24 protein-coding genes and 2 tRNA genes are annotated in these 24989 nt (G+C 70.3%); 11 read left to right on the forward strand and 15 right to left on the reverse strand.

Going from position 1 to position 24989, the window contains the following annotated elements; all coding sequences use genetic code 11:
- Window positions 1-40 precede the first annotated feature (40 nt).
- Window positions 41-1711, reverse strand: a complete 1671-nt coding sequence (boxC, locus tag FJ694_RS09090; RefSeq protein WP_157266263.1) for a 2,3-epoxybenzoyl-CoA dihydrolase — start codon at window positions 1709-1711, stop codon at window positions 41-43.
- Window positions 1712-1861: 150 nt separating this feature from the next.
- Window positions 1862-2764 (reverse strand): helix-turn-helix transcriptional regulator, encoded by a 903-nt coding sequence (locus FJ694_RS09095; protein WP_157266264.1) that lies wholly within the window; start codon window positions 2762-2764, stop codon window positions 1862-1864.
- 132 nt (window positions 2765-2896) lie between these two features.
- Here FJ694_RS09095 and FJ694_RS09100 point away from each other — a divergent pair, with 132 nt between their 5' ends.
- The 8 genes from FJ694_RS09100 to FJ694_RS09135 all read left to right on the forward strand — a co-directional run bounded on the left by FJ694_RS09100 (window position 2897) and on the right by FJ694_RS09135 (window position 10556).
- Window positions 2897-3397, forward strand: coding sequence for a 4-hydroxylaminobenzoate lyase (locus FJ694_RS09100; RefSeq protein WP_157266265.1), 501 nt, complete (start codon window positions 2897-2899; stop codon window positions 3395-3397).
- A gap of 92 nt (window positions 3398-3489) precedes the next feature.
- Window positions 3490-5058: a benzoate-CoA ligase family protein gene (locus FJ694_RS09105; protein WP_157266266.1), complete on the forward strand. Its 1569-nt coding sequence runs from the start codon at window positions 3490-3492 to the stop codon at window positions 5056-5058.
- Window positions 5055-5876, forward strand: a complete 822-nt coding sequence (locus FJ694_RS09110; protein WP_157266267.1) for an alpha/beta fold hydrolase — start codon at window positions 5055-5057, stop codon at window positions 5874-5876. Before FJ694_RS09105 ends, FJ694_RS09110 begins: the two co-directional genes overlap by 4 nt.
- On the forward strand, window positions 5873-7039 hold the full coding sequence (locus FJ694_RS09115; RefSeq protein WP_157266268.1) for an ABC transporter substrate-binding protein: 1167 nt from the start codon (window positions 5873-5875) through the stop codon (window positions 7037-7039). The genes FJ694_RS09110 and FJ694_RS09115 overlap by 4 nt, the downstream gene beginning before the upstream one ends.
- 95 nt (window positions 7040-7134) lie before the next feature.
- Window positions 7135-8016 carry a branched-chain amino acid ABC transporter permease gene (locus FJ694_RS09120; RefSeq protein ID WP_157266269.1) on the forward strand — a complete coding sequence of 294 codons (882 nt, stop codon included), beginning with the start codon at window positions 7135-7137 and terminating at the stop codon, window positions 8014-8016.
- A 16-nt stretch (window positions 8017-8032) separates the two neighbouring features.
- Window positions 8033-9055, forward strand: a complete 1023-nt coding sequence (locus FJ694_RS09125; protein WP_157266270.1) for a branched-chain amino acid ABC transporter permease — start codon at window positions 8033-8035, stop codon at window positions 9053-9055.
- A complete protein-coding gene (locus tag FJ694_RS09130; RefSeq protein WP_232539965.1) occupies window positions 9052-9828 on the forward strand; it encodes an ABC transporter ATP-binding protein in 777 nt (258 codons plus the stop codon). The genes FJ694_RS09125 and FJ694_RS09130 overlap by 4 nt, the downstream gene beginning before the upstream one ends.
- Window positions 9828-10556: an ABC transporter ATP-binding protein gene (locus tag FJ694_RS09135; RefSeq protein ID WP_157266271.1), complete on the forward strand. Its 729-nt coding sequence runs from the start codon at window positions 9828-9830 to the stop codon at window positions 10554-10556. The genes FJ694_RS09130 and FJ694_RS09135 overlap by 1 nt, the downstream gene beginning before the upstream one ends.
- A gap of 14 nt (window positions 10557-10570) precedes the next feature.
- Here FJ694_RS09135 and FJ694_RS09140 read toward each other — a convergent pair whose 3' ends face one another.
- From FJ694_RS09140 to FJ694_RS09160, 5 genes are all read right to left on the reverse strand, one after another.
- Complete coding sequence (locus tag FJ694_RS09140) at window positions 10571-10984, reverse strand: putative toxin-antitoxin system toxin component, PIN family (RefSeq protein WP_157266272.1); 414 nt, start codon at window positions 10982-10984, stop codon at window positions 10571-10573.
- Window positions 10984-11256: a type II toxin-antitoxin system prevent-host-death family antitoxin gene (locus FJ694_RS09145; protein WP_157266273.1), complete on the reverse strand. Its 273-nt coding sequence runs from the start codon at window positions 11254-11256 to the stop codon at window positions 10984-10986. The genes FJ694_RS09140 and FJ694_RS09145 overlap by 1 nt, the downstream gene beginning before the upstream one ends.
- A 53-nt stretch (window positions 11257-11309) precedes the next feature.
- Window positions 11310-12464, reverse strand: coding sequence for a PepSY-associated TM helix domain-containing protein (locus FJ694_RS09150; RefSeq protein WP_157266274.1), 1155 nt, complete (start codon window positions 12462-12464; stop codon window positions 11310-11312).
- The gene (locus FJ694_RS09155) at window positions 12464-14536 is read right to left on the reverse strand and encodes a TonB-dependent receptor (RefSeq protein ID WP_157266275.1); all 2073 of its coding nucleotides are present in this window, start codon (window positions 14534-14536) and stop codon (window positions 12464-12466) included. The genes FJ694_RS09150 and FJ694_RS09155 overlap by 1 nt, the downstream gene beginning before the upstream one ends.
- Window positions 14537-14725: 189 nt before the next feature.
- Entirely contained in the window at window positions 14726-15256 is a 531-nt protein-coding gene (locus FJ694_RS09160) for a hypothetical protein (RefSeq protein WP_157266276.1), read from the reverse strand.
- Between the two features lie 503 nt (window positions 15257-15759).
- On the opposite strand from FJ694_RS09160, the gene FJ694_RS09165 reads away from it, so the two are divergent.
- Both FJ694_RS09165 and FJ694_RS09170 read left to right on the forward strand, forming a co-directional pair.
- Window positions 15760-16908 (forward strand): mechanosensitive ion channel family protein, encoded by a 1149-nt coding sequence (locus tag FJ694_RS09165; protein WP_157266277.1) that lies wholly within the window; start codon window positions 15760-15762, stop codon window positions 16906-16908.
- Window positions 16909-17084: 176 nt separating this feature from the next.
- Window positions 17085-17870: a DNA/RNA non-specific endonuclease gene (locus FJ694_RS09170; protein ID WP_157266278.1), complete on the forward strand. Its 786-nt coding sequence runs from the start codon at window positions 17085-17087 to the stop codon at window positions 17868-17870.
- Between the two features lie 9 nt (window positions 17871-17879).
- Here the strand turns inward: FJ694_RS09170 and hppD are convergent, their stop codons facing one another.
- From hppD to FJ694_RS09195, 5 genes are all read right to left on the reverse strand, one after another.
- A complete protein-coding gene (gene hppD / locus FJ694_RS09175; RefSeq protein WP_157266279.1) occupies window positions 17880-18971 on the reverse strand; it encodes a 4-hydroxyphenylpyruvate dioxygenase in 1092 nt (363 codons plus the stop codon).
- An 11-nt stretch (window positions 18972-18982) separates the two neighbouring features.
- A complete protein-coding gene (locus tag FJ694_RS09180; RefSeq protein ID WP_157266280.1) occupies window positions 18983-20215 on the reverse strand; it encodes a Glu/Leu/Phe/Val dehydrogenase dimerization domain-containing protein in 1233 nt (410 codons plus the stop codon).
- 41 nt (window positions 20216-20256) lie between these two features.
- Entirely contained in the window at window positions 20257-21051 is a 795-nt protein-coding gene (locus tag FJ694_RS09185) for an ABC transporter ATP-binding protein (RefSeq protein WP_157266281.1), read from the reverse strand.
- Window positions 21051-21992 carry an ABC transporter permease gene (locus tag FJ694_RS09190; protein ID WP_157266282.1) on the reverse strand — a complete coding sequence of 314 codons (942 nt, stop codon included), beginning with the start codon at window positions 21990-21992 and terminating at the stop codon, window positions 21051-21053. Before FJ694_RS09190 ends, FJ694_RS09185 begins: the two co-directional genes overlap by 1 nt.
- Before the next feature lie 241 nt (window positions 21993-22233).
- On the reverse strand, window positions 22234-23235 hold the full coding sequence (locus FJ694_RS09195; RefSeq protein WP_157266283.1) for an ABC transporter substrate-binding protein: 1002 nt from the start codon (window positions 23233-23235) through the stop codon (window positions 22234-22236).
- A 174-nt stretch (window positions 23236-23409) separates the two neighbouring features.
- Between FJ694_RS09195 and FJ694_RS09200 the strand changes: the two genes are divergently transcribed.
- Complete coding sequence (locus FJ694_RS09200) at window positions 23410-23883, forward strand: Lrp/AsnC family transcriptional regulator (protein ID WP_157266284.1); 474 nt, start codon at window positions 23410-23412, stop codon at window positions 23881-23883.
- A gap of 157 nt (window positions 23884-24040) precedes the next feature.
- On the opposite strand, the gene FJ694_RS09205 is transcribed toward FJ694_RS09200, so the two are convergent.
- From FJ694_RS09205 to FJ694_RS09215, 3 genes are all read right to left on the reverse strand, one after another.
- A tRNA-Pro gene (locus tag FJ694_RS09205) sits at window positions 24041-24117 on the reverse strand.
- A gap of 223 nt (window positions 24118-24340) precedes the next feature.
- A tRNA-Pro gene (locus tag FJ694_RS09210) sits at window positions 24341-24417 on the reverse strand.
- 32 nt (window positions 24418-24449) lie between these two features.
- Complete coding sequence (locus FJ694_RS09215; RefSeq protein ID WP_157266285.1) at window positions 24450-24953, reverse strand: MerR family transcriptional regulator; 504 nt, start codon at window positions 24951-24953, stop codon at window positions 24450-24452.
- Window positions 24954-24989: the final 36 nt, after the last annotated feature.

Below are 24989 nucleotides of genomic sequence, written 5' to 3' on the forward strand. Positions count from 1 at the left end.
TCCGAACGGACCAAGGTGCTGGGACTCATGGCGATGCTCCTCAAACGCGGTTCAGGTCGAACTGCGCCTTCTCGCCCTTGCCGTAGACCTTGAGCGCGCCCTTGTCGCCCACGGCGTTGGGGCGCTGGAAGATCCAGTTCTGCCAGGCGGTGAGCCGGCCGAAGACGCGCGTGATCATGGTCTCCGGGCCGTTGAAGCGCAGATTGGCCTCCATGCCCGTGAGTGCGTCGGGCGACATCGCGGCGCGCTCCTCGATGGCCAGGCGCACCTCGTCGGCCCAGTCGATGTCGTCGGGGTTCGACGTCACCAGCCCCAGCGCGAAGGCGGCGTCGGCGTCCAGCGGCTGCCCCAGTTGCGCGCGCACCGCCTCCAGCGCCGGCGCTTCGTCGTAGAAGCGGCGGCCCAGGCGCGACTGGTTCGTCGCCATCGGGAACAGGCCGAAATTGGATTCGGTGACGGTGAGCTTCGGCGCCGCCGCCTCGTCGTCCGGCAGCGCCAGCATGTAGCTGCGGTCCGCCGCCAGCGCCAGCTCCAGCAGCGGCCCGGCGAAGCACGAGCCCGGCTCGATCAGCGCGAACAGCGTGCGGGACGAGACGTCCAGCCGCGAGAACACCCGGCGCAGCAGCCCGGTGGTCTCGCGCACCAGCCAGTGGCCCTGGTTCGCCTGCAGCACCGCGTCGGCATCGAGCACGGCCTGCGTGTCACCGGCGGTCTTGAGCAGCCAGGTGCCGATCTCCGGCTCGTTGGTGCGCATGGACAGGATCGCGTCGTCGATTTCGCGCGCCACCTGCAGCGGCCACCAGGCCACGCCCGCGGCCTCGATGGCCGCCACGTCGGCCGGCTGCGCGCCTTCGGGCGCCTTGACGGTGAAGGTCGCGGCGCGCCGGGCGCGGTCGATCTCCACCGTGACGCAGCCGTAGCGCAGCGCGTCGGCCTCGATCACGCGCTGCAGCGGCGTGAGCTGCACGCCGCGGGCCTCGGCCGGACGGTCGCTCTGCTCAGCCAGCTGCCGCGCCCGCTCGTGCACGCGCTGCGCGAACTGCGCGGGCTTCACCACCTCGTCCACCAGGCGCCAGTCCTTGGCCTTCTTGCCGCGCACGCCCTCGGTGGTGGTGCAGAAGATGTCGGCCAGGTCGTGGCGCACCTTGCGCTTGTCGGTGACGCGCGTGAGTCCGCCCGTGCCTGGCAGCACGCCCAGCAGCGGCACCTCGGGCAGGCTCACCGCCGAGGAGCGGTCATCGACCAGGATGATCTCGTCGCAGGCCAGCGCCAGCTCGTAGCCGCCGCCGGCGCAGGCACCGTTCACAGCGGCAATGAACTTCAGCCCCGAATGGGCGCTGGAATCCTCCATGCCGTTGCGGGTCTCGTTGGTGAACTTGCAGAAGTTCACCTTCCAGGCATGGCTGGAGACGCCCAGCATGAAGATGTTGGCCCCGGAGCAGAAGATGCGCTCCCTGGCGCTGGTCACGATGACGCTGCGCACCTCCGGGTGCTCGAAGCGGATGCGGTTGAGCGCATCGTTGAGCTCGATATCGACCCCGAGGTCGTAGCTGTTGAGCTTGAGCTTGTAGCCCGGGCGCAGCCCGCCGTTCTCGTCGATGTCCAGCGTCAGCGTGGCAATGGCGCCCTCGGTGCGCAGCGACCAGTGCCGGTAGCGCGACGGCTCGGTCTGGTAGTCCACGCGGGCGGTGTTGTCGGCCACAGCAGTCATCTCGTCTCCTCGGCACTCCGTTTCCGGAAGTGCATCATCGTGCAGAACTGATGTTCGGCATGATAGTGCAGCAAACCAACAGGTCAACCCGCCAAAAGCACTTTAGTGCATGTCACCGGGAAAACACCGAGCAGCGGCTGATGTCCCCGCTCAAACGCCCGCGTGCTGGCGCAGCGACTGGCGCAGGCCGGCGAAGGCGTCGGACAGCGTCTTGCCGCTGGTATCGAAGCTGAGGTCGGCCTTGCCGTAGAACGCGGCGCGGCCTTCGAGGATGCGGCGCAGGTCCTCCATCGCCTCCCGGTTGCCGGCCATCGGGCGCAGATCGCCCTGCTCGACGACACGACTCATGTGCTCCTGCGGCGAGGCCTTGAGCCACACCGTGTAGCAGTGCGCCAGCAGCAGGTTGAGCGTGGCCGGGTCGGACACCAGACCGCCCGGCGTGGCGATGACGGCGTCCGGATAGAGCTGGATCGTCTCCTCCAGCGCGCGGCGCTCGTAGCGGCGGTAGGCGGTGGGGCCGAGCAGGTTGTGGATCTCGCCCAGCCCGCAGCCGGCCACGCGCTCGATCTCGCGGTTCAGCTCGACGAAAGGCACGTTCAGGTCGTCGGCCAGCAGCTGCCCCAGGCTCGACTTGCCCGCGCCGCGCAGCCCCACCAGCGCGATGCGCGCCGTGCGCGCGTCGGGCGGCCCGGCCTGGACGTACAACTCGCTCAGTGCCACCCGCGCGCGGCGCAGTTCCTCGTCGCTGCGCCCGCGCAGCAGCTCGCGGATCAGCAGCCACTCCGGGGCGTTCGCACTCTCCTCGCTGAGCAGGTCGGACAGCTCGCAGTCCAGCGCCCGCGCCACCTGGCGCAGCACCAGCACCGAGGCATTGCCCACGCCCAGCTCCAGGTTGGCGAGGTGCCGCTCCGACACGTCGCTGGCCAGCGCAAGCGCGCGCCGCGTCAGGCCCTTGCGTGCGCGCAGCGAGCGCACCCGCTCGCCCAGGGCCGCCAGGAAAGGGTCGCGCTGGACTTCCGTCCGTTCATGTTGGTCTTGGGTGGAGGCGTCCATGGCAGTCGGTGTTTACCCGGCTCATGCACTATATTGCTTGACCGGGCAATGGGGTGCCGCTAACTTTCAGCCATGCACTTTAGTTCAACAACCGGGGTTCGCCCGGAGACGGAACAAGCTCCCGCCGCTGCCATGCCGACCACGACGCCAGAAACCTTCCAGGACCTGATCGCCTCGCTCACGGCCACGCTCGAAGGCCAGCCCGTCGACGACCGCCTGGCCGAGCGGCTCAATGCCGAGCATCCGGCCGGCAGCCCGGTGTTCGAAGCGATCTTCGGGGCCTGCCGCGAGGCCATTGCCGCGGGCTGGATGTGCAGCCGCGAGAACGACGGCATCCGCTGGGGCCGTGTGGTGAAGCCCGGCGCCGCCACGCACGGCTTCTCGGTGGACGTGGTGGACATGCGCGACCTGGCCGGCCCGCACCACGTGCACCCCAACGGCGAGATCGACATGGTCATGCCCATCCAGGACGACGGCACGCCCGGCGGAGAGGCGCGCTTCGACGGCCAGGGCGCCGGCTGGAAGGTGTACCCGCCCGGCAGCGCGCACCGCCCTACCGTCAGCGGCGGCCGCGCCCTGGTGCTGTACCTGCTGCCGCAGGGCGCCATCGAGTTCAGCCGCGCCGCCGCGTAGGCGCACGGCGCGACAGCGCCGCCGGCACCGACGCGCCCGACAGAGGCGCCGGCCGGCGGCTCGATCCGGAGAACCTTTCGAGGAGACAAGCCATGGCCCACCCCGCGCCGCCCCCCGCGCGCTTCAACTTCGCGCAGCACCTGTTCGCGCGCAACGAAGGCCGCGGTGCCAAGGCCGCCTACGTCGATGACCACGGGACACTCGCGTATGTGGCGCTGGCGGACCAGGCGCGCCGCGTCGCCGCCGGCCTGGCCGCGCTGGGCCTGCGCCGCGAGGAGCGCGTGCTGCTGCTCATGCACGACGGCAACCACTGGCCCGTGGCCTTCCTGGGCTGCCTGTACGCGGGCGTGGTGCCGGTGGCCGTCAACACGCTGCTGACGGCCGACGACTACGCCTACATGCTGGCGCACAGCCGCGCGCAGGCCGCGCTGGTGTCCGGCGCGCTGCTGCCCACGCTGCAGTCGGCCATGGAGCGCGGCCCGCACGAGGTGAAGCAGCTGGTCGTGTCGCGCGGCAGCGCGCTGCCCGCGGGCGCGCACGACTTCGAGTCCTGGCTCACGGCGCAGGTCCCGGCCGCGAGATGCGCCGACACCGGTCCCGACGACATCGGCTTCTGGCTCTACTCCTCCGGCTCCACCGGCCGGCCCAAGGGCACCGTCCACACCCACGGCAACCTCTACTGGACGGCCGAGCTCTACGCGCAGCCCGTGCTGGGCCTGCGCGAGGACGACGTCTGCTTCTCCGCCGCCAAGCTGTTCTTCGCCTACGGCCTGGGCAACGCGCTGAGCTTCCCGCTGAGCGTGGGCGCCACCACCGTGCTGATGGCCGAGCGCCCGACGCCCGACGCCGTGTTCCGGCGCTGGACGCAGCAGCGCCCGACCGTGTTCTTCGGCGCGCCCACCGGCTATGCCGGCATGCTGGCCGCGCCGAACTGCCCCACGCGCGATCAGGTGGCGCTGCGGCTGTGCTCGTCGGCCGGCGAGGCGCTGCCGCGCGAGATCGGCGAGCGCTTCAAGGCCCGCTTCGGCGCCGACATCATCGACGGCATCGGCTCCACCGAGATGCTGCACATCTTCCTCTCCAACCGCCCCGGCGACGTGCGCTACGGCACCTCGGGCAAGCCGGTGGAGGGCTACGAGGTCGAGCTGCGCGACGATGCCGGCGCCGTCATCGAGGGCGCGGACCAGGTCGGCGACCTCTACATCCAGGGGCCCAGCGCCGCCCTGATGTACTGGTGCAACCGCGACAAGAGCCGCGACACCTTCCGCGGTGCCTGGACCAAGAGCGGCGACAAGTACTTCCGCGATGCCGAGGGCTACTACGTCTACGCCGGCCGCAGCGACGACATGCTCAAGGTCAGCGGCCAGTATGTTTCGCCGTTCGAGGTCGAGTCCACGCTGATGCAGCACCCCGCCGTGCTGGAAGCGGCCGTCATCGGCGTCAATGACGACAACGGGCTGACCCGCTGCAAGGCCTGCGTGGTGCTCAAGGACGCGCGCGACGCCGGCGAGGCCATGGCCAAGACGCTCAAGGAGTTCGTCAAGCGCCAGCTCGCGCCGCACAAGTACCCGCGCCAGATCACTTTCCTGCACGAGCTGCCCAAGACGGCCACCGGCAAGATCCAGAGGTTCAAGCTGCGCGAGCGGGAGGCGCAGCCATGACGGCGCAGCGCCCGGCCCACGGCTTCGCGCACATCCACGCCGCCGGGCGCGACCTGCGCATCGAGCTCGGCTGGGTCAACGACGCGGCGCCCGCCGATGCGCCGCTGATCGTGTTCCTGCACGAGGGCCTGGGCTCGCTGGCGATGTGGAAGGATTTTCCTCAGCAGCTGTGCGAGGCCGCCGGCGCGCGCGGGCTGGTGTATTCGCGCCCGGGCTACGGCCGCTCCACGCCGCGGCCTCACGGGGAGCGCTGGGGGCCGGACTTCATGCACGTCCAGGCGCAGCAGGTGCTGCCGGCGCTGCTGGACGCGCTGGGTGTGCAGGCGCCGTACTGGCTCTTCGGCCACAGCGACGGCGGCTCCATCGCGCTCATCCATGCCGCGGGCTTTGGGCAGCGCGTGGCCGGCGCCGTCGTGATGGCGCCGCACATCCTGGTCGAGGAATTCGGGCTGGCCAGCATCCGCGAGGCGCGCCGGGCCTACGTCGAGGGCGAACTGCGTGCGCGGCTGGGCAAATATCACGATGACGTCGATTCCGCCTTCTGGGGTTGGAACGGGATCTGGCTGGATGCGGAGTTCCCCCGCTGGACGATCCAGGCGCTGCTGCCGACCATCGCCTGCCCGGTGCTGGCGATCCAGGGTGTGGACGACCCTTACGGGACCATGGCGCAGATCGACGGCATCGCGCAGGCGGCACCGCAAACCCAGCTCCTGAAGCTGCCGGACTGCGGCCACTCGCCGCACCGCGACCAGCCCGAGGCCGTCACGGCCGCGACCCGGGCTTTCATACAACGACATTCCACGGAGACGACGCGATGAAGTACCCCCACACGCTGGCCGCGCTGGCCGCTGCTGCGCTGCTCGCCGCCCAGCCGGCTTTCGCCCAGGCACCGGCCAAGCTGAAGGTCGGCTTCATGCTGCCCTACACAGGCACCTTCGCCGCGCTGGGCAACGCCATCGAGAACGGCTTCCGGCTCTACGTGCAGGAACAGGGCGGCAAGCTCGGCGGGCGCGAGCTGGAGTTCGTGAAGGTGGACGACGAGTCCGACCCGTCCAAGGCCACCGACAACGTCAACAAGCTCATCAAGCGCGACCAGGTGGACGTGATCATCGGCACCGTGCACTCCGGCGTGGCCATGGCCATGGCCAAGGCCGCCAAGGAAAGCAACACGCTGCTGATCGTGCCCAACGCCGGCGCCGACGCCGTCACCGGCCCGATGTGCGCGCCCAACATCTTCCGCAGCAGCTTCTCCAACTGGCAGCCGGCCTACGCCATGGGCGAGGTCGCGGCCAAGAAGGGCCACAAGAAGGCCGTGACCATCACCTGGAAGTACGCCGCCGGCGACGAGTCGGTGGCGGGCTTCAAGGAGGCCTTCGAGAAGGGCGGCGGCCAGGTCGTCAAGCAGCTCACGCTGCCCTTCCCCAACGTCGAGTTCCAGGCGCTGCTCACCGAGATTGCCGCCACCAGGCCGGACGCGGTCTACACCTTCTTCGCCGGCGGCGGCGCGGTGAAGTTCGTCAAGGACTACGCCGCCGCGGGCCTGAACAAGAGCATCCCGCTCTACGGCGCCGGCTTCCTCACCGACGGCACGCTCGAAGCGCAGGGCGACGCCGCGCAGGGCCTGCTGACCACGCTGCACTATGCCGACGGCCTGGGCACTCCGCGCGACAACGCCTTCCGCCTGGCCTACGCCAAGACCTTCAAGCTCCAGCCCGACGTGTACGCGGTGCAGGGCTACGACGCGGCGCAGATGCTGGGCATCGGCCTGAACGCCGTGAAGGGCGACGTGAGCAAGAAGGCCGAGTTCGCCGCCGCGCTGAAGGCCGCCAAGATCGACAGCCCGCGCGGCACCTTCACCATCGCCAAGAACCACAACCCGGTGCAGGACTTCTACCTGCGCCAGGTCTCCGGCAAGGAGAACAAGAGCACCGGCATCGCCGTGAAGGCGCTGGCCGACCCGGGACGCGGCTGCAGGCTCTGAGCCTTTGCCCAGGGGCCCCGCGCGGGCCCTGTTTTTCGCTCTCACCGAAGTACCCGCCCGCGGCCGGCGCCGCGGGCTTTCCTGCAGGGGCCGCCATGGACGTCGCGACCTTCCTCATCCAGTGCCTGAACGCGGTCCAGTACGGGCTGCTGCTGTTCCTCGTGGCCTCGGGGCTCACGCTGATCTTCGGGATCATGGGCGTGATCAACCTGGCCCACGGCAGCTTCTACATGATCGGCGCCTACATGGCCTACGCGCTGGCGCCCTGGGTCAACACGCACCTGGGCGGCGGCTTCTTCACCACGCTGCTCGTCGGCCTCGTGCTCTCGGTGCTGCTGGGCTACGTGCTGGAGTGGGTGTTCTTCAGCTACCTCTACGAGCGCGAGCACCTGCAGCAGGTGCTCATGACCTACGGGCTCATCCTCGTGTTCGAGGAGCTGCGCTCCATCCTCGTGGGCAACGACGTGCATGGCGTGCAGCCGCCGGAGTGGCTTTCCGGCTCCATCCCGCTGGGCGGGCTGATGAGCTATCCCGTGTACCGGCTCTTCATCTCCGGCGTGTGCATCGCCGTGGCGCTGGCGATGTGGGCGCTGATCACGAGGACGCGGCTGGGCATGCGCATCCGCGCCGGCGCCAGCAACCGCGAGATGGCGCGCGCCATGGGCGTGAACATCCGGCTGCTCTACCGCATCGTCTTCGCCATCGGCGTGGCGCTGGCAGCACTCGCCGGGATGATCGCGGCGCCGGTGTCCAGCGTCTATCCGAACATGGGCGCGGGCGTGCTCATCATCTGCTTCGTGGTGGTGGTCATCGGAGGCATCGGCTCGATCAAGGGCGCGCTGGTGGCCGCCCTGCTGGTGGGCTTCGTGGACACCTTCGGCAAGGTGCTGCTGCCCGAGGCCGCGGGCCTGGCGGTGTACGTGCTGATGGCCGTGATGCTGCTGTGGAAGCCCGAAGGGCTGTTCAAGGCCGGCTGAAGTCGAGGAGGCAACCATGAACACGACCACGCTTTCGTCCTCGCTGCCCGTCGCGGCATCGGCCCCACCGGCGCGCGACGCCTGGCTCAAGGCGCTGCCGGTGCTGCTGGGCTTCGCCGCGCTGGCGCTGCTGCCGCTCGGGCTCACCGGCTTCTACGTCGAGCTGACGATGAAGATCATGATCCTGGCCCTCTTCGCGCTGAGCCTGGAGCTGCTCGTGGGCCAGACCGGGCTGGTGGCCTTCGGCCATGCCGGCTTCTTCGGCATCGGCGCCTACGTCGCGGTGCTGCTCACGCCGCAGTCGGGCGGCGCGTCGATCTGGACGCTGCTGCCCGCGGCCATGGGCGCGGCGGGGCTGTACGCGCTGGCCGTCGGGGCGCTGTCGCTGCGCACCAAGGGCGTGTACTTCATCATGATCACGCTGGCCTTCGCGCAGATGGCGTACTTCGTCTTCCACGACACGCCCATCGGCGGCGGCAGCGACGGCATCTACATCTACTTCAAGCCCGAGGTGGCGCTGTTCGGCATGCAGCTGCTCGACCTGGACGCCGGCGCCAACTTCTACTGGTTCGTGCTGGCCTGCCTGGTGGCTACCTTTGCCCTGCTGGCGCTGCTGCTGCGCAGCCGTTTCGGCCGGGCGCTGGCCGGCATCAAGGCCAACGAGCAGCGCATGCGCGCGGCGGGCTTCGCCACCTACCCGTACAAGCTCGCGGCCTTCGTGCTCTCGGCCATGCTCGCCGGCCTGGCGGGCTTCCTCTATGCGCTCAAGGACGGCTTCGTGAACCCGGAGATCCTGTCCTGGCACCAGAGCGGCGCGGTGCTGCTGATGATCATCCTGGGCGGCCTGGGCCACCTGCGCGGCGCGCTGCTGGGCGCCCTCGCCTTCACCTTGCTGCAGGAGCTCTACCAATCCGAAGCGGTGTTCGGCGCCTTTGCCAAGCACTGGCAGCTCTCGTTGGGCCTGACCATCATCGCCTTCGTCGCCCTGCTGCCGCACGGGCTCATCGGGCTGTTCCAGCGCAAGGGAGACCGGCCATGAGCGCCGTCATGAACGCATCCGCCGACACGCGCGCGCTGCTGGTCGCCACCGAGGTGTCGCGCCGCTTCGGCGGCCTGAAGGCCGTGGACGGCGTCTCGCTCACGCTGGAGCGCGGCATCCTGCACGCCGTCATCGGCACCAACGGGGCGGGCAAGTCCACGCTGATCAACCTGCTGTCCGGGGAGATCGCGCCCAGCGAGGGCCGCGTCACGCTCATGGGCCAGGACGCCACCGCGTGGAGCCAGCCCAGGCGCGCGCGCGCCGGGCTGGGGCGCTCCTACCAGCGCAACACCATCTTCCTGAACTTCACGGTGCGCGAGAACTGCCGCCTGGCGGCGCAGGCGCGCTGGCAGCGCGCGTGGGACTGGTGGACGCCGGCGCAGCGCTGCGCCAGGAGCCAGGCCGCGGCCGAGGACGCGCTGCGCAAGGCGGGGCTGTCGGCGCAGGCCGAGCGCATCGCCGGCGCGCTCTCGCACGGCCAGAAGCGCCAGCTGGAGATCGCCATGTGCCTGGCCGGCGCGCCGCAGGTGCTGCTGCTCGACGAGCCGCTCGCCGGCATGGGTGCGGAGGAAACCGAGCGCATGCTGGCGCTGCTGACCGAGCTCAAGGGCGAGCACGCCATCCTGCTGGTCGAGCACGACATGGACGCCGTCTTCCGCGTCGCCGACCGCATCACCGTGATGGTCAACGGCCGCGTGATTGCCAGCGACACGCCGGCGGCCGTGCGCGCCAACCGCGAAGTGCAGATCGCCTACCTCGGGGAGAGCCACTGATGGGCACCAACACGAGCGCCGACGTCCTGCTCGAAGCCGCCGAGCTGCATGCGCACTACGGCCAGAGCCACGTGCTGCAGGGCGTTTCCCTGCGCATCGCGCGTGGCGAGGCCGTGGGGCTGCTGGGCCGCAACGGCATGGGCAAGACCACGTTCATCCGCACGCTGCTGGGCCAGGTGAAGGCCAGCGGCGGCCGGGTCAGCGTCACCGGCCGGGACATGACCGGCCAGCCGACCGAGCGCATCGCGCGGCTGGGCATCGGCTACGTGCCCGAAGGCCGCGGCGTGTTCCCGAACCTGAGCGTGCGCGAGAACCTGGTGATGGCCGCGCGTCCGGGCCTGAAGGGCCAGCGCGACTGGACGCTGGAGCGGGTGCTGAAGACCTTCCCGCGCCTGGCCGAGCGGCTGGAGCACGGCGGCGGGCAATTGTCAGGGGGTGAACAGCAGATGATGGCCATCGGCCGCGCGCTGATGACCAACCCCGACCTGATGATCCTCGACGAGGCCACCGAAGGCCTGGCGCCGCTGGTGGTGGCCGAGATCTGGCGCGTCATCGGCCTGATCCGCGCCAGCGGCATCGCCTCGCTGGTGGTGGACCGCAACTTCCGCAAGGTGCTGGCGCACACCGACCGCTGCGTGGTGCTGGAAAAGGGCCGCGTGGTGCTGGAGGGGCCCTCCAGCGAGCTGGCGGCGGACGAGGGGGCGCTGCATCGGGTCCTGGGCGTCTGATTGCCTTGCGGCGCTCAGGCGCCGTGCCGCTCCCAGAACTGTGCGGGCGTGACGATGGGATACCGGCTCGACAGCGCCAGCAGGTCCTTGTCGCCGGTGATCAGGTAGTCCGCCCTCGCCGCCAGCAGCGTGAGCAGCACGGGCTGGTCCGCCGGATCGCGCAGATCCCCGTCCGGCTGGCCCATGGGCTCGACCACGTCGGCCAGGAACATGAAGCTGTCGGCGAGGTCACGAATTTCCGCAGGCGTCATTTGAATTCGGGGCAGGCGTGGCAGCACCCTGACCATCTCGTCCAGGATGTAGCGCGACAGCACCACCTCCAGGCCGCCCTGGCGCCAGGCGGTGACGATGCGTCCCGACACGCTGCCCGGATAGGCCAGCCCCGACACCAGCACGTTGGTGTCGAGCACGGCACGCAGGCCCGGCATCAGCGCTGCTGCCGCTCTGCCGCCACCGCGGCCTCGATCTCGGCCAGTCCTTCCTCAGCCGGCACCTCGGCGTAGGCCTCGGCGATCCGCTCGCTGAGGGCATCGAAGCGGGCACGCATGCGGCGAATGCGGGCAAAGAGCTCAGCGTCCACCAGGGCGGCCACCGGCTTGCCGTCCTTGTTGATGACGATGCTGTCGTTGCGGTACTGCACCTGGTTGAGCATCTCGCCCAGGTTCTGACGGAAGTTCACGGCGCTGACTTCGGTGATCATGCAAGCTCCAAGCCATATTGATCAATATGGTCATTATGCGACTTGGTGGCAGATCACTCATGGCCACATAGCCGACCACGGCTTCGTACCACCCCCGCCGCCCGCCGCTTGTGCCCCCACCGCATCACCCCCGTGACCGCCAGCGCCAGCGGCAGCAGCCCCGAGGCGAAGACGACGATGCGCCCCGCCAGCCCGAAGGCCTCGCCGCTGTGCAGCGGGTGCAGCCACTGGTTGAACTTGTCGGCACCGCGCAGCGCCGACGGCGCCCGCGCGGCCAGCACGTCGCCGCTGCGCGCGTCGGCCCACACCACGCCGGCCGGGAAGCGGTCGCCCGGCTCGCCGGGCCAGCGCACGCGCAGCCGGTAGGCGGCCGCTGGCTCGGCCGCGCCCGGCACGTCGATCCAGCGCGGCTGCGTCTGCGGAAAGCGCGCCTGCACCCGCGCCAGCACGGCGTCCACCGGCAGCCGTGCGCCGGCCGGGTCGGAGCGCGAGAGCGGCGTGCGCTGCGCCGCCGGCGCGCCCAGCAGGTTCACCCAGGGCGCATGCAGCTGCGGCCAGGCCAGCACGCTGCCCGTCACGCCCAGCACCAGGAGCAGCGGCAGCGCCAGCAGGCCGCTCCACTTGTGCAGGTCGTACACGCGCCGCGGCGCGCTCGCCTCGCGCTTGAAGGCCAGCGCCTGGCGCCAGCGCCCCGGCGCGGGCCACCACAGCCACAGCCCGCTGAGCAGCGACAGCGCCAGCGCCACGCCCACCAGCGCCACCGCGCAGCGCCCGGGCAGGTCCAGCAGCAGCGCGTAATGCAGGTCGTAGAGCCAGGTCATCGCCGTCTCGCCCCAGAAGCGGCTGGCCACGACTTCATGGGTGTTGGCGTCCACGCTCACCAGCAGCGGCGCGAAGGCATGGCCCTCGCGTTCCTGTGGCTTGAGGTAGCGGGCCGTCACCAGCGCCTGCCCCGGCGCCGGCAGCTCGATGCGCCAGCCGCCGCCGCGCTCGGGGTGCGCGGCCTGGAGCGCCTGGAACACCGCCTCGATGGACACGGGCCGCTCGGCCGGGCGCGGCGCCACGCGGGCGTCGAACCAGGGCTCGATCTCGACGTAGAACACCAGCACGCTGCCGCTGAGCCCCAGCAGCACGAGCCAGGCACCCAGGCCCAGCCCCAGCCAGCGGTGCAGCCGCAACCAGGCCGCGCGCAGCGCCCTGCGCGTCATCACAGGCTCGCGCTGAGCGCCACGAACAGCGCGCGCCGCATGCCGGGCGAGTGCAGCGACTGCGTGCCGTCCCACCACACGTACTCGCTGAAGCGGTTGGTGACGTTGCGCACCTGCGCCTCCAGGCGCCACCGGTCGCTGAAGGCCCAGGTCGCGCCGACGTTGAGCAGCGTGTAGCCGCCGAAGCGCCCGCGCGCGTTCTCGCGCTCGATGTAGTAGTCGCCCTGCCCTTGCGCCCAGGCCGAGAGCTTCAGCGCAGGCGTGGCGTTCCAGTCGATGCCGGCATTGAAGACGTGGCGCGGCACGTGGTCGATCTCCTTGCCGCGCGTGGCCGGCGCGGCCGGGTCCGGCTCGACGATGAGCGCCTCCTGCCGCGTCAGCGCAACCCAGGCCTGCACCGTGTCGGCCGGGCGCAGCGTGAGCTGCAGGTCCACGCCCTGGCGCCGTGTCCTGCCCAGGTTGTCCGAGTCGCCCGTGGGCGAGTTCAGGTTGCGCTTGACCTCGTCGGAGGCCGTCTGCGCCCAGCGCGCCAGGCGGCCTTCCAGCCACGGCGCGGGCTGGAACTTCCAGCCCAGCTCCCAGCCGTCGTTGATGGACGGGCGCAGGTCCGTCACGCGCGGGGGCACCTTGTAGGCGCCGGCACCCACGCCGAGCTGGAAGGTGCGGCCCCAGTTGGCATACAGCGCCTGGCCCGCCGCCGGCGTCCACACCATGCTGAGCTTGGGCTGGCGGATGGTGCCGTAGTCGTTGATCTGGTAACGCGCGCCGTTGAGGCCGTTGTCGAGGCGACCGCGCACGGTATCGACGCGCAACGCCGGCACCAGCTTCACGCTGGCCACCGGGCGCAGCACGCCCTGCACGTAGGCGCCGTAGGTGTCGAACGTGAAATCCTGGTCGCGGGTCTGGTTGGTGCGCACGCGGCCGGCGCTGAGCCAGCGGTCGCTGCGGTTGCGCTGCTGCTCGGTGTCGATGCCGCCTTCCAGCGCGAACTCGTGCAGCGCCTGCACCCTGGGTCGCCAGCTCAGCGAGGCGCGCGCGCCGCGGTGCGTCTCCTCGGCGATGCGCTCCTGCTGCGCCACGCCGGCCGAGAAGCGCACCCAGCGCGTGTCGTCGAAGCGGTTCAGGTACGCCAGCGCCTGCCAGCTCAGGTCGTGGGCGGCCGTGCCTTCGGCCTGCACGCCGAGCTGGTCGATGCGGCGCTCGCCGCCGTCGGTGGCGACGAAGGCATAACTGCGGCGCGGCGTCGCGCGGGCGTCGGCCGCGGTCAGGTAGCCCGGCTCGTCGGCGCGGTGCTCGAAGTGCCGCGCCGTCACGCCGGCGCGCCAGCCGCCGCCCTCGGCCGTGTAGAACCACTTGCCGGCCAGCGTGAACTTGCGGCTGTCGGCATGGTCGCGCCAGCCGTCGCCGGCCTTGTAGCCGAAGAAATAGTTCTGGGCCCAGGCGCCCTGCTCGATGCCCTGCGCGGCCTGCAGCTCGCGGCTGTTGAACGAGCCGGCCCCCACGCGGCCCAGGCTCTCGTTGCCGCCCTGGCGCGTGACCAGGCTGACGTTGCCGGCGATGTTGTGCAGCCCGTAGCGCGCGTCGTTGGTGCCGCGCACGGTCTCGATGGCCTGCAGCTCCAGCGGAAACACGGCGTCCAGGTAAGGCATGTTGCCGTCGTTGCTGTTCGACGGGATGCCGTCCACCAGCAGCTTCACGGCGTTGACCTCGCCCTCGCCGTTGAAGCCGCGCATCGAGACCTTGCCCGAGGTCGTGCCCTGGTTGTAGTTGGTGAGCAGGGTGCCCGGGCTGAGCTGGAACAGCTCCCAGGTGGACTGCGTGCTCTGGCCCTGCAGCGTCTCACCCTGCACCACGTCCACCGAGGTCAGCAGGCTGCGCGAGCGCAAGGGGCCCTGGCGCCGCTCGGTGACGGTGATGCGGCCCAGCTCCAGGCTGGATTCGCCGCCGGACACCGCGGCGGGCGCATCGGCTGCGTCAGGAGCGCCGGACTGCGCCAGCGCGGCGGCCGAGGACAGGGCGAGAAGCGCCAGCGCGACGGGCGTGCGCGCGGGGCGGAAGGGTCTGCGGTTCATGAATGGGCAGTGCGCGATGGAGCACGCGCGCGGCCCCTTTCTTCAGTCAGGGGCCACGGCGGGTGATCCAGGAATTCGGAGTCGTCCGGCGCCGCGTCGCACTGCGGCGCATCGCGGCGCAGCGGCGGACGGACGTGAGCGCGCCGGCACCGGCCCGCTCCAGGCGAGCGGACCGCGCGGCGCATCCAGTCAGGCGCGCAGCGGGGGCCCGTGCTTGAGGCGCGCGACCCAGAGCGCGCAGCTGTCCCGCGGCGCGGCGGCCGCGGCGGTCGGCAAGGCGGCGCCCTGCCAGGGCACGGCGGCCGGGATGGCCACCGCATCGAAGGGCGACAGGGCCAGCGCCGCGAGCGCGCCCAGCGCGCAGTGCTCGCCGTGGTGGGCGCCACCGCTGTCGGAGCCGTGATGGCCGGACCCGGCCTCCGGCGCCGCCGCCTGTGCCAGGGCGGCGTGGTGTTCATGGGCCTCGTGCCCGGCCGGCCCGGCATGGCCGCCGCCGTGGCCGCCATGGGCGCCGTGCGCATGGGTGGCCTTCGGCGCGGCCAGGGCCACGCCGTACACGCCGCACACCTCGGCCACCGGCACGCCGCGCAGCGCGGCCGCGGCGCTGGCCAGCAACGGCACGGCGGCCTTGAGCAGCAGCGCCAAGATGGCCAGGTGCACCAGCCAGCGCGCCTGGCCGCGGGCCTGGTGCGTTCGGTTGCTGCGCTGGGCCGGGTTCATGGGGCCCGATTGTCGGTGCGCGCGGGCACGTGCCGGCGCCGGCAATTCCACCGCATCGGTTGCGCGTGGATTCCGGCTATCGCCGGAATGACGGATCGGGGTGCGAGGCATCGCGGCTGACGGGATGCCTCGGGCTGAAACAAAAAAGGGCGGCAGCTTGCGCTGCGCGGACCGGGAAATGCGGCTTGCAGGGGGAGGAGTAGTCACCCGGCCCGCGGTTCGCCCTGAAAGGGGTTTGGTGACAGCACATGCTGCGCGACCACCGTTGCCCGAATGTTGCTCGCCCAGAATTAGGCGAGGCTTAGAGCAGCCGCGGCGTAGCCCCCAGCCCAGCGAAGGCGTCCGGGCCGCAGCGGTTTCGTCCCACGACCTGGACACGGCGGCCTACCCCGGGACGGGGTGGACCGGCATGGGCCAGCGCCTTGCTGCACCGCCGCAATCGCAGGCGTTGGAGCCGCGCCGTCGGCGCGGGCGCCCTGCGGATACACAAGGAGAAACCAGGCATGCAGGGCTGGGCTGACTTCGACGGGTTCACATCCACCACGTTCCTGGGCGTCTCGGCGCTGAACTGGGCCGCGGCGCTGGCCGCGGCGCTGGCGAGCTGGATCGCGATGCAGCTGGCGCTGAAGCTGCTGGCGCGCCGCGCCGCCGTGGTGGCGCAGCGCACCACCAACCGCGTGGACGATCTGCTGGTGGATCTGCTGCAGTGCACGAGCCGCGCACTGCTGGCGGTGACGGCGCTGCTGATCGGCCTGTCGATGCTCGACCTGCCCGCACGCTGGAGCACGCGCGTGAGCCAGCTCTGGTTCCTGACGCTGGCGCTGCAGTTCGGGCTGTGGGGCAACCGCGCCATCGTGCTGGGGCTGCGCCAGTACCGCGAGCGCCACGGCGACGGCGGCATGGCGCGGCCGGTGGACACCTCGGCCACGCTCATGTCCTGGGGGCTGCGCACGGTGCTGTGGGCGGTGGTGCTGCTGGCGATGCTGTCCAACCTGGGCGTGAACATCACGGCGCTGGTGGCCAGCCTGGGCGTGGGCGGCGTGGCCGTGGCACTGGCCGTGCAGAACGTGCTGGGCGACCTGTTCGCCTCGCTGTCCATCGCGGTGGACAAGCCCTTCGAGGTCGGCGACTTCATCACGCTCAGCGGCGTGGCCGGCACGGTGGAACAGGTGGGGCTCAAGACCACGCGCATCCGCGCGCTCAGCGGCGAGCAGGTCGTGATCTCCAACACCGAGCTGCTCAAGCAGACCATCAACAACTACAAGCGCATGGAGCAGCGGCGCATCGTGTTCAAGTTCGGCATCACCTACGACACCACGCCGGAGCAGGCCGAGGCCGTGCCGGACGTCGTCAGGCGCGCCGTCGAGGCCCAGGACATGACGCGCTTCGACCGGGCGCACTTCGTGGGCTTCGGCGACAGCTCGCTGGACTTCGAGGTCGTCTACTTCGTGCTGTCGGCGAACTACAACACCTACATGGACATCCAGCAGGGCATCAACCTGGCGCTGCTGCGCGAGTTCCGCAAGCTGGACGTGAGCTTCGCCTTCCCCACGCGCACGCTGCAGATGCCGGGGCTGGAAGCGCGGCTGGCGGCGCAGCCGCAGCCCGAGGAGCAGGCCGCGATGTTGCGGCCGCGGCGCGTGGTGCCTTGAGGGCCTCGAGACATTGAGACGCTGTTGAACGGCAGCCGCCGTCGCGGCGGCGCCACGCCGCCCTTGAAGGGGCGGCGGCCCCCTTAAGCTTCGGGACGTAGTCACCACCGCCTCCGAAGCAGCAGTAGCAGCAGCGCCCGCGCGGCGCTTTGCGGTGCCGTACCGGCCGCCTCTCGATGTCGTCGTTCCCCGCAGTCCTCCGCCCTTCCCTTTCCTCCTCCCCCCGCTCCTTCATCCCGCGATGGCTGCCGGCCCTGGGCCTGGCGCTGCTGGGCACGCTCGCGCAGGCGCAGGGTTTCAAGCAGTGCAAGGAACTCTTTCCGACGCCGCAGCCGCCGCGCGTGGCCGCCGCGCCGGCGCAGCCCACGCGGGAGCTGTGCTACGACGCCTTCGCCACGCTCTACTCCGGGCGCAGCAAGACGCCGGTGTTCACGGTGGAGCGGCTCACGCGCGAGCAGCTGCTCGATGCACGCGACGAGGAGCGGACGAACCGCTTCTTTCCTGACGCGCGGCTGCCTCGGGCGGAGCGCTCGACGCTGGACGACTACAAGGGCAGCGGCTTCGACCGCGGCCACATGGCCGCCGCGGCCAACATGCCCACGGCGCAGGCCATGGCGCAGTCCTTCTCGCTGGCCAACGTGGTGCCGCAAGCGCGGCTGAACAACCAGCGCACCTGGGCCGAGATCGAGAAGTCCACGCGCCGCTACGCGCTGCGCGCCAACGGGCCGGTGTACGTGTTCACCGGCCCGGTGTTCCGCGCACCGCAGCCGCAGACCATCGGCGACGGCGTGTGGGTGCCGACGCACCTGTACAAGCTGGTGTACGACGCCACCACGCGCCGCGCCTGGGCCTACTGGGTCGAGAACCGCGACGACGCACGCGTGACCCCGCCCATCAGCTACCAGGAGCTGGTGCAGCGCACGGGCATCGAGTTCCTGCCGGGCGTGCTGCCGGGGCCGTGAGGCCGGGCTTCAGGCCGGCGCGCCTTCCGCCTGCAGCACGCCGCGGCGGATCTGGTCGCGCTCCATCGACTCGAACAGCGCCTTGAAGTTGCCCTCGCCGAAGCCGTCGTCGCCCTTGCGCTGGATGAACTCGAAGAACACCGGGCCGAAGAGGGCCTGCGAGAAGATCTGCAGCAGCAGCCGCTTCTCGCCGCCCTGGGTGTTGCCGTCGAGCAGGATGCCGCGCGCCTGCAGCTCCGGCACCGGCTGGCCATGGCCGGGCAGCCGCTCGGACAGCATCTCGTAGTACACCTCGTTGGGCGCGGTCATGACCGGGATGCCGGCCAGCTGCAGCTTGTCCACCGAGTCGAAGATGTCGTCGGTGAGCAGCGCCACGTGCTGGATGCCCTCGCCGTTGAAGGCCATCAGGAACTCCTCGATCTGCCCGGCGCCCTGCTTCGATTCCTCGTTGAGCGGGATGCGGATCAGCCCGTCCGGCGCCGTCATGGCCTTCGAGGTCAGGCCGGTGTACTCGCCCTGGATGTCGAAGTAGCGGATCTCGCGGAAGTTGAAGAGCTTCTCGTAGAAGCCGGCCCAGTACGCCATGCGGCCGCGGTAGACGTTGTGCGTGAGGTGGTCGATGACCTTGAAGCCGAAGCCTTGCGGATGGCGCTCGACACCGGGCAGGAACTCGAAGTCGATGTCATAGATCGACTTGCCGTCCTCGAAGCGGTCGATGAGGTACAGCGGCGCGCCGCCGATGCCCTTGACCGCGGGCAGCCGCAGCTCCATCGGGCCGGTCGGGATGTCCACCGGCTGCGCGCCCAGCTCCAGCGCGCGGGCATAGGCCTTGTGCGAATCCCTGACCCGGAAGGCCAGGCCGCAGGCCGAGGGGCCGTGCTCGGCGGCGAAGTACGCGGCGACGCTCTTGGGCTCGTTGTTGACGATGAAGTTGATGTCGCCCTGGCGGTAGAGCAGCACGTCCTTGGAGCGGTGCCTGGCCACCAAGGTGAAACCCATCTTCTCGAAGATCGGCTCCAGCACGCCGGGCGTGGGCGAGGCGAACTCGACGAACTCGAAGCCCATCAGGCCCATCGGGTTGTCGAAAAGGTCCTTGTTCATGGTGACTCCCTTCAATTGCGAACGAGTTGGTCGAGCGTGAGCGCGTAGGCGGTGCGCGCCAGCCCGGTGGGTTCCGCCGAGCGCTCGCGGCAGCGCTGGAGTGCGTCGCCGATGGTGCGGGACACGTCCTCGAAGACGGCGGCGTCGGCGCCTTCGGCGGCCTCGCCCATCAGGTAGGCGAAGGCGCGCGCCATGCCGCAGTTGGCAATGAAGTCCGGGACCACGGCCACGCGGCCATCGGCATGCTCCTGGATCGGGCCGTAGAAGATCTCGCTGTCGGCAAAGGGCACGTTGGCGCCGCAGGCGATCACTTCCAGCCCGGCCGCCACCATCGCGTCCACCTGCTCGCGCGTCACCAGCCGCGAGGCGGCACAGGGCAGGAACACCTCCGCGCCCAGGCTCCAGATGCGGCGGTTCACTTCCTCGAACGGCAGCAGGCCGTCGGCGGCGAGCTGGTTGCCGCGCCGGTTCAGGAACAGCGTGCGCACCTCGTCGAGCGTGAAACCTTCGGGACGCAGCAGGCCGCCCTCGCGGTCGATGATGCCCACCAGCGTCGCGCCGGCCTGCGCCAGGTAGTACGCCGCGGCGGCGCCGACGTTGCCCCAGCCCTGCACGATGACGCGCTTGCCCTTCAGCTCACGGCCCCACAGCCGCTGCTGGTGCCGCACCGACTCGGCCACGCCCCAGCCGGTGATGAGGTCGGCCACCGTGTAGCGCCGCGCCGCGTCGGGCGTGTAGCGCGCGTCCTCGACCGCGTGCGAGACGCCGCGGCGCAATTGGCCCACACGGCGGATGCGCTCGCTCTCGCCCGGATTGAAGTGGCCATTGACCACGCCTTCCTGCGGATGCCACAGGCCGTGGCTCTCGGTGATGGGGATGACCTCGTGCACCTCGTCCACGTTGAGGTCGCCGCCGGTGCCGTAATAGCTCTTGAGCAGCGGCGCGACGGCCTTGTACCAGCGGCGCAGCACCTCCTCCTTGCGCGGGTCGGCCGGATCGAAGTCGATGCCGGACTTGGCGCCGCCGATGGCCGGGCCGGACACGGCGAACTTCACTTCCATGGTCTTGGCCAGGGATTCGACCTCGCGCCGGTCCAGGCCACGGCGCATGCGCGTGCCGCCGCCGGCAGCACCGCCACGCAGGCTGTTGATCACCACCCAGCCGCGCGCGGGCGTCTGGTCGTCATGCCACTCGAACACGATCTCGGGCGGCTTGTTCTCGAAGCGTTGCAGCAGGTCTTTCATGGGGGTCTCCGTCATTCGTTCAATGCGTCGGGTGCCGCGGCTCAGGCCAGCAGCAGCTTGTCGTCGTCGATGCGCTCGCCGCGGGTGCGCTCGAACAGGCGCAGCAGGTCGGGCACGTCCAGGCCCTCGCGCTGGGTGCCGGACACGTCCAGCACCACGCGGCCCTGGTGCAGCATCACGGTGCGATGCCCGTGGTCCAGCGCCTGGCGCATGCTGTGCGTGACCATCAGCGCGGTGAGCCGCTGCTCGTGGACGATGCGGTCGGTGAGCTCCATCACGAACGCGGCCGTGCGCGGGTCCAGCGCCGCGGTGTGCTCGTCGAGCAGCAGCAGCTTCGAGGGCTGCAGCGAGGCCATGAGCAGGCTCACCGCCTGGCGCTGGCCGCCGGAGAGCAGCCCCATGCGGTCGGCCAGCCGGTTCTCCAGGCCCAGGTTGAGCGTGCGCAGCTTCGCCCGGAACTCCTCGCGCAGGCTGCGGTTGAGCGTGAGCGAGAGGCCGCGCGCCGCGCCGCGCTTCCAGGCCAGCGCCATGTTCTCCTCGATGGTCAGCGCCTCGCAGGTGCCGGCCATCGGGTCCTGGAACACGCGCGCCACCAGCGCGCTGCGCTGCCAGGCGCTCAGCCGCGTCACGTCCTGGCCGGCGATCTCGATGCGGCCGCTGTCCACCAGCAGGTCGCCGCTGATGGCGTTCAGGAACGTGGACTTGCCCGCGCCGTTGGAGCCGATGACGGTGACGAACTGGCCGGCGGGGATCTCCAGGTCCAGCCCGCGCAGCGCGCGGTTCTCGATCGGCGTGCCGGGGTTGAAGGTGATTTCCAGTCGTTGCGCGCGCAGCATCACAGGGCCTCCTTGGCGGCGGTGGTCTTGGTCGGGGCGGCGCCTTGCGCCGGGCGCGGCAGCCGCTTGCCGAAGCGACGCTTCAGGCGCGGGCTGAGCAGCGCCAGCGCCACGAGCACGGCGGTGACGAGGTTGAGGTCCTGCGCCTGCAGGCCCAGGAAGTCGGCGTTGAGCGCGCCGGCGATGAAGAAGCGGTAGAGCACGGCACCCAGCACGCAGGCCAGCGTGGCCAGCACCAGGCCGCGGGCGGGCAGCAGCGTCTCGCCCACGATCACGGCGGCCAGGCCGATGACGATGGTGCCCACGCCCATGGAGATGTCGGCCCCGCCCTGGCTCTGCGCGAACAGGGCGCCTGCCAGTGCCACCAGCGCGTTGGACAGCGCCAGGCCGTAGATGGTGAAGCGGTCGGTGCTGATGCCCTGGGCGCGCGCCATGCGGGCGTTGCCGCCGGTGGCGCGCATGGCCAGGCCGGCTTCCGAGGCGAAGAACAGGTCGATCAGCCCCTTCACCGCCGCCACCACCGCCAGTAGCAGCAGCGGCTTGAAGACGTAGTCGGGCCAGTCGTTGAAGGCGAACAGGCTGAACAGCGTGGGCTCGGTGATCAGCGCCACGTTGGGCTTGCCCATCACGCGCAGGTTGATCGAGTACAGGGCGATCATCACCAGGATGCTGGCGAGCAGCTGCATGATGCGCAGTCCCACGTGCAGCCAGGCAGTGAGCGCGCCGGCGGCGGCGCCGGCAAGCACCGCCACGCCGGTGGCGGCCAGCGGGTGCCAGCCCGCGACGATCAGCGTCGCCGCCACGGCGCCGCCCAGCGGAAAGCTGCCGTCCACCGTGAGGTCGGGGAAGTTGATGACCCGGAAGGAGATGAACACGCCCAGCGCGACCAGGCCAAAGATGAGGCCGATCTCCAGGGCGCCCAGGGAGGCGATGAGGGACATGTCAAGCAGTTGGTAAGTTGGGATGTCGGACACCTGCCCAACCGTTCGTCCTGAGGTATCGAAGGACGAATCCGGCAGGCTGGGGCGGCACCCGGAAGTTGCTGGTATGCGAACCCGTTCGCACTGAGGTATCGAAGTGCGAATCCGGCAGGCTCTCTATGGCGGCGCCACGGCCTGGGCCGTTCATCCTTCGATACCTCAGGACGAACGGAATACGGGTTCGAGAAATGCTTGAGTCCTGTTACTTCTGCGCGACGACCACCTTGGCCGCCTTGAGCAGGTCCTCGGGCAGCGTCACGCCTTGCTTCTGCGCGGCCTCGGGGTTCACGTGCAGCTCGAAGCGCTGGCTGGTCTGCGCGGCGATGGCGCCGGGCTTCTCGCCGCCCAGGATGCGCACCACGATCTGCCCGGTCTGGCGGCCCAGCTCGTAGTAGTTCAGGCCCAGCGCGGCGACGGCGCCGCGCTTGACGGCGTCGGTATCGGCCGCAACCACCGGCAGCTTCGCCTGCTGCGCCACCTTGACGATGCCCTCGAAGGCGGACATCACGTTGTTGTCGGTGGGCGCGTAGATCACGTCGGCCTTGCCCGCGAGGCTCTGCGCGGCGCCGGGCACGTCCACCGTGCGCGGCGCGGCCGCCTCGACCAGGGTCAGGCCGGCGGCGGCGGTGGCCTTCTTGAGCGACTCGACGATGGCCACCGAGTTGGCCTCGCCCGGGTTGTAGATCACGCCCACCTTCCTGGCCTGCGGGCGCACGCGCTTGATGAGCTCGACGTGCTTGTCCAGCGGCGAGGCGTCGGACACGCCGGTGACGTTGCCGCCCGACGGCTCCCAGCCCTTGACCAGGCGCGCCGCGACGGGATCGGTGACGGCGGAGAACACGACCGGGATGTCGCGCGTGGCGGCCACCGCGGCCTGCGCCGACGGGGTGGCGATGGCGACGATGGCGTCGGGCCGGTCGCCCACGTACTTGCGCGCGATCTGCGCCGCGGTGCCGGTGTTGCCCTGCGCGCTCTGGTATTCGAAGGTCAGGTTCTTCCCCGGCTCGTAGCCGGCGGCCTTGAGCGCGTCGCGCACGCCGTCGCGCGCGGCGTCGAGCGCCGGGTGCTCGACGATGGCGGTGACGGCCACGCGCTTGGTCATGGTTGCGGCGGCAGCGGGGGTGTCGGCGGCCAGTGCGGCGCCAGGCAGCAGCGTGGCCAAGCTCAGGGTCGCCAGCGCGGCGCGGAAGAAACGTTGTTGCATGGGCGGTGTCTCCAGGGTGTCGCTCCGCTTAGGGCTCTCGGCCGGGTGCGGCAGTCGTTTCGAACAGGCGAAACTGTAGGGACGGCCCGGCGCAATTGCCTTGCATCAAGCGCCGGGGAATTCCCCGAAACGTGAGACACAATTTCCCCATGTGTCTAAGACGGAGAAATTTCCGTGCATGCGCTTGATCTGGATCGTGTCGACTGCCGCATCCTCGACCACCTGCAGGCCCATGGCCGGGCCTCGAACCTGGAGCTGGCGGAAGTCGCCGGGCTGTCGCCGGCCCAGGTGCACCGCCGGCACCGGCGGCTGGAGGAGGCAGGGCTGATCGCCGGCTACCACGCGCAGCTCGACGCGCGCCGGCTCGGGCTGACGGTGGTGGCCTTCATCCACATCGGCATGGAGAAGGGCCACCTGCGCGAGCTGCCCAGCTTCCAGGGCCTGGTGGCCGACCTGCCGCAGGTGCTGGAGTGCTACTCGGTGACGGGAGACTTCGACTACGTGCTGAAGGTCGTGGCGCGCGACCTCAAGGCGCTGTCCACCTTCCTGATGGACACGCTCATGCGGCTGCCCGGCGTCAACAGCGTGCGCTCCAGCGTGTGCCTGGACGAGATCAAGTGCACGGGGACGCTGCCGCTGCAGGGCTGAGCGCACCGGGAACAGCTGGTTTCGGGCGCAACGGGCTGGCAGCACGCATTTGATAAAGATGACAGGCAAGGCCCTGACCCGCGTCCCGGATGCTCACCTGTGCAACCCGGAAAACAAAAAGCCCGGTGTCTTGTGGACACCGGGCTTCGGTTTTCTTTGGTCGGGGTGGCGGGATTCGAACTCGCGACCCCTTGCACCCCATGCAAGTGCGCTACCAGGCTGCGCTACACCCCGACTGCTGAAGCCGCAGATTATAGCCCGCCGCGCGGGCCGATCTCCAGCCGCATGCATCTTTTGTTGAGGGCACAACGGCAAGGAAACTTCCCCCGCCCTTGCCTGACCCCAAAACGCCCTGCCGTCGTCATTCGCACGAAACGTGCACGACGCGACAAGCCCGCTTCGGCGCCCCAAAGCAAAAAGCCCGGTGTCTTGTGGACACCAGGCTTTGGCTGTTTCTTGGTCGGGGTGGCGGGATTCGAACTCGCGACCCCTTGCACCCCATGCAAGTGCGCTACCAGGCTGCGCTACACCCCGACTGCTGAAGCTGAAAGTATAGCACCAATCTGCTATTTCTGGTCAAGCAGTGCGCGAATCTGCAGGAGTTCAGCTCGCAGCTCTTCGAGCATGCCCGCCTCCATCGCGTCGGCGGCGACGAATCGCGGCAGCGGCGGTGCCCCGGCCCCGCTCATGCCTTGATCCGTCTCACCGCCCTCGGCGTCCGGGAGCTCGAAGGCCTCATCGCCCCCGGTTGCCACGGACGAGCCCTGGCCGGCCAGGGCTTGCGCCGCCGCGCGCAGCGCCGCACCGCGCGGAGACTCGTCGGCCAGGCGGTTGCGCGCGCCGTTGATGGTGAAGCCCTGCTCGTAGAGCAGGTCACGGATCCGCCGGATCAGCAGCACCTCGTGGTGCTGGTAGTAGCGCCGGTTGCCGCGGCGCTTCATGGGCTTGAGCTGCGAGAACTCCTGTTCCCAGTAGCGCAGCACGTAGGGCTTGACGCCGCAGAGCTCGCTGACCTCACCGATGGTGAAGTAGCGCTTGGCGGGGATCTCGGGCAGCGGCGTCTTGTCCATCGCGGCAGTTCAACGGGGGAACTTGCGCCGCCGCGC

The sequence above is a fragment of the Azohydromonas aeria genome, assembly GCF_009760915.1.
GTDB classification, from domain to species: domain Bacteria; phylum Pseudomonadota; class Gammaproteobacteria; order Burkholderiales; family Burkholderiaceae_C; genus Azohydromonas; species Azohydromonas aeria.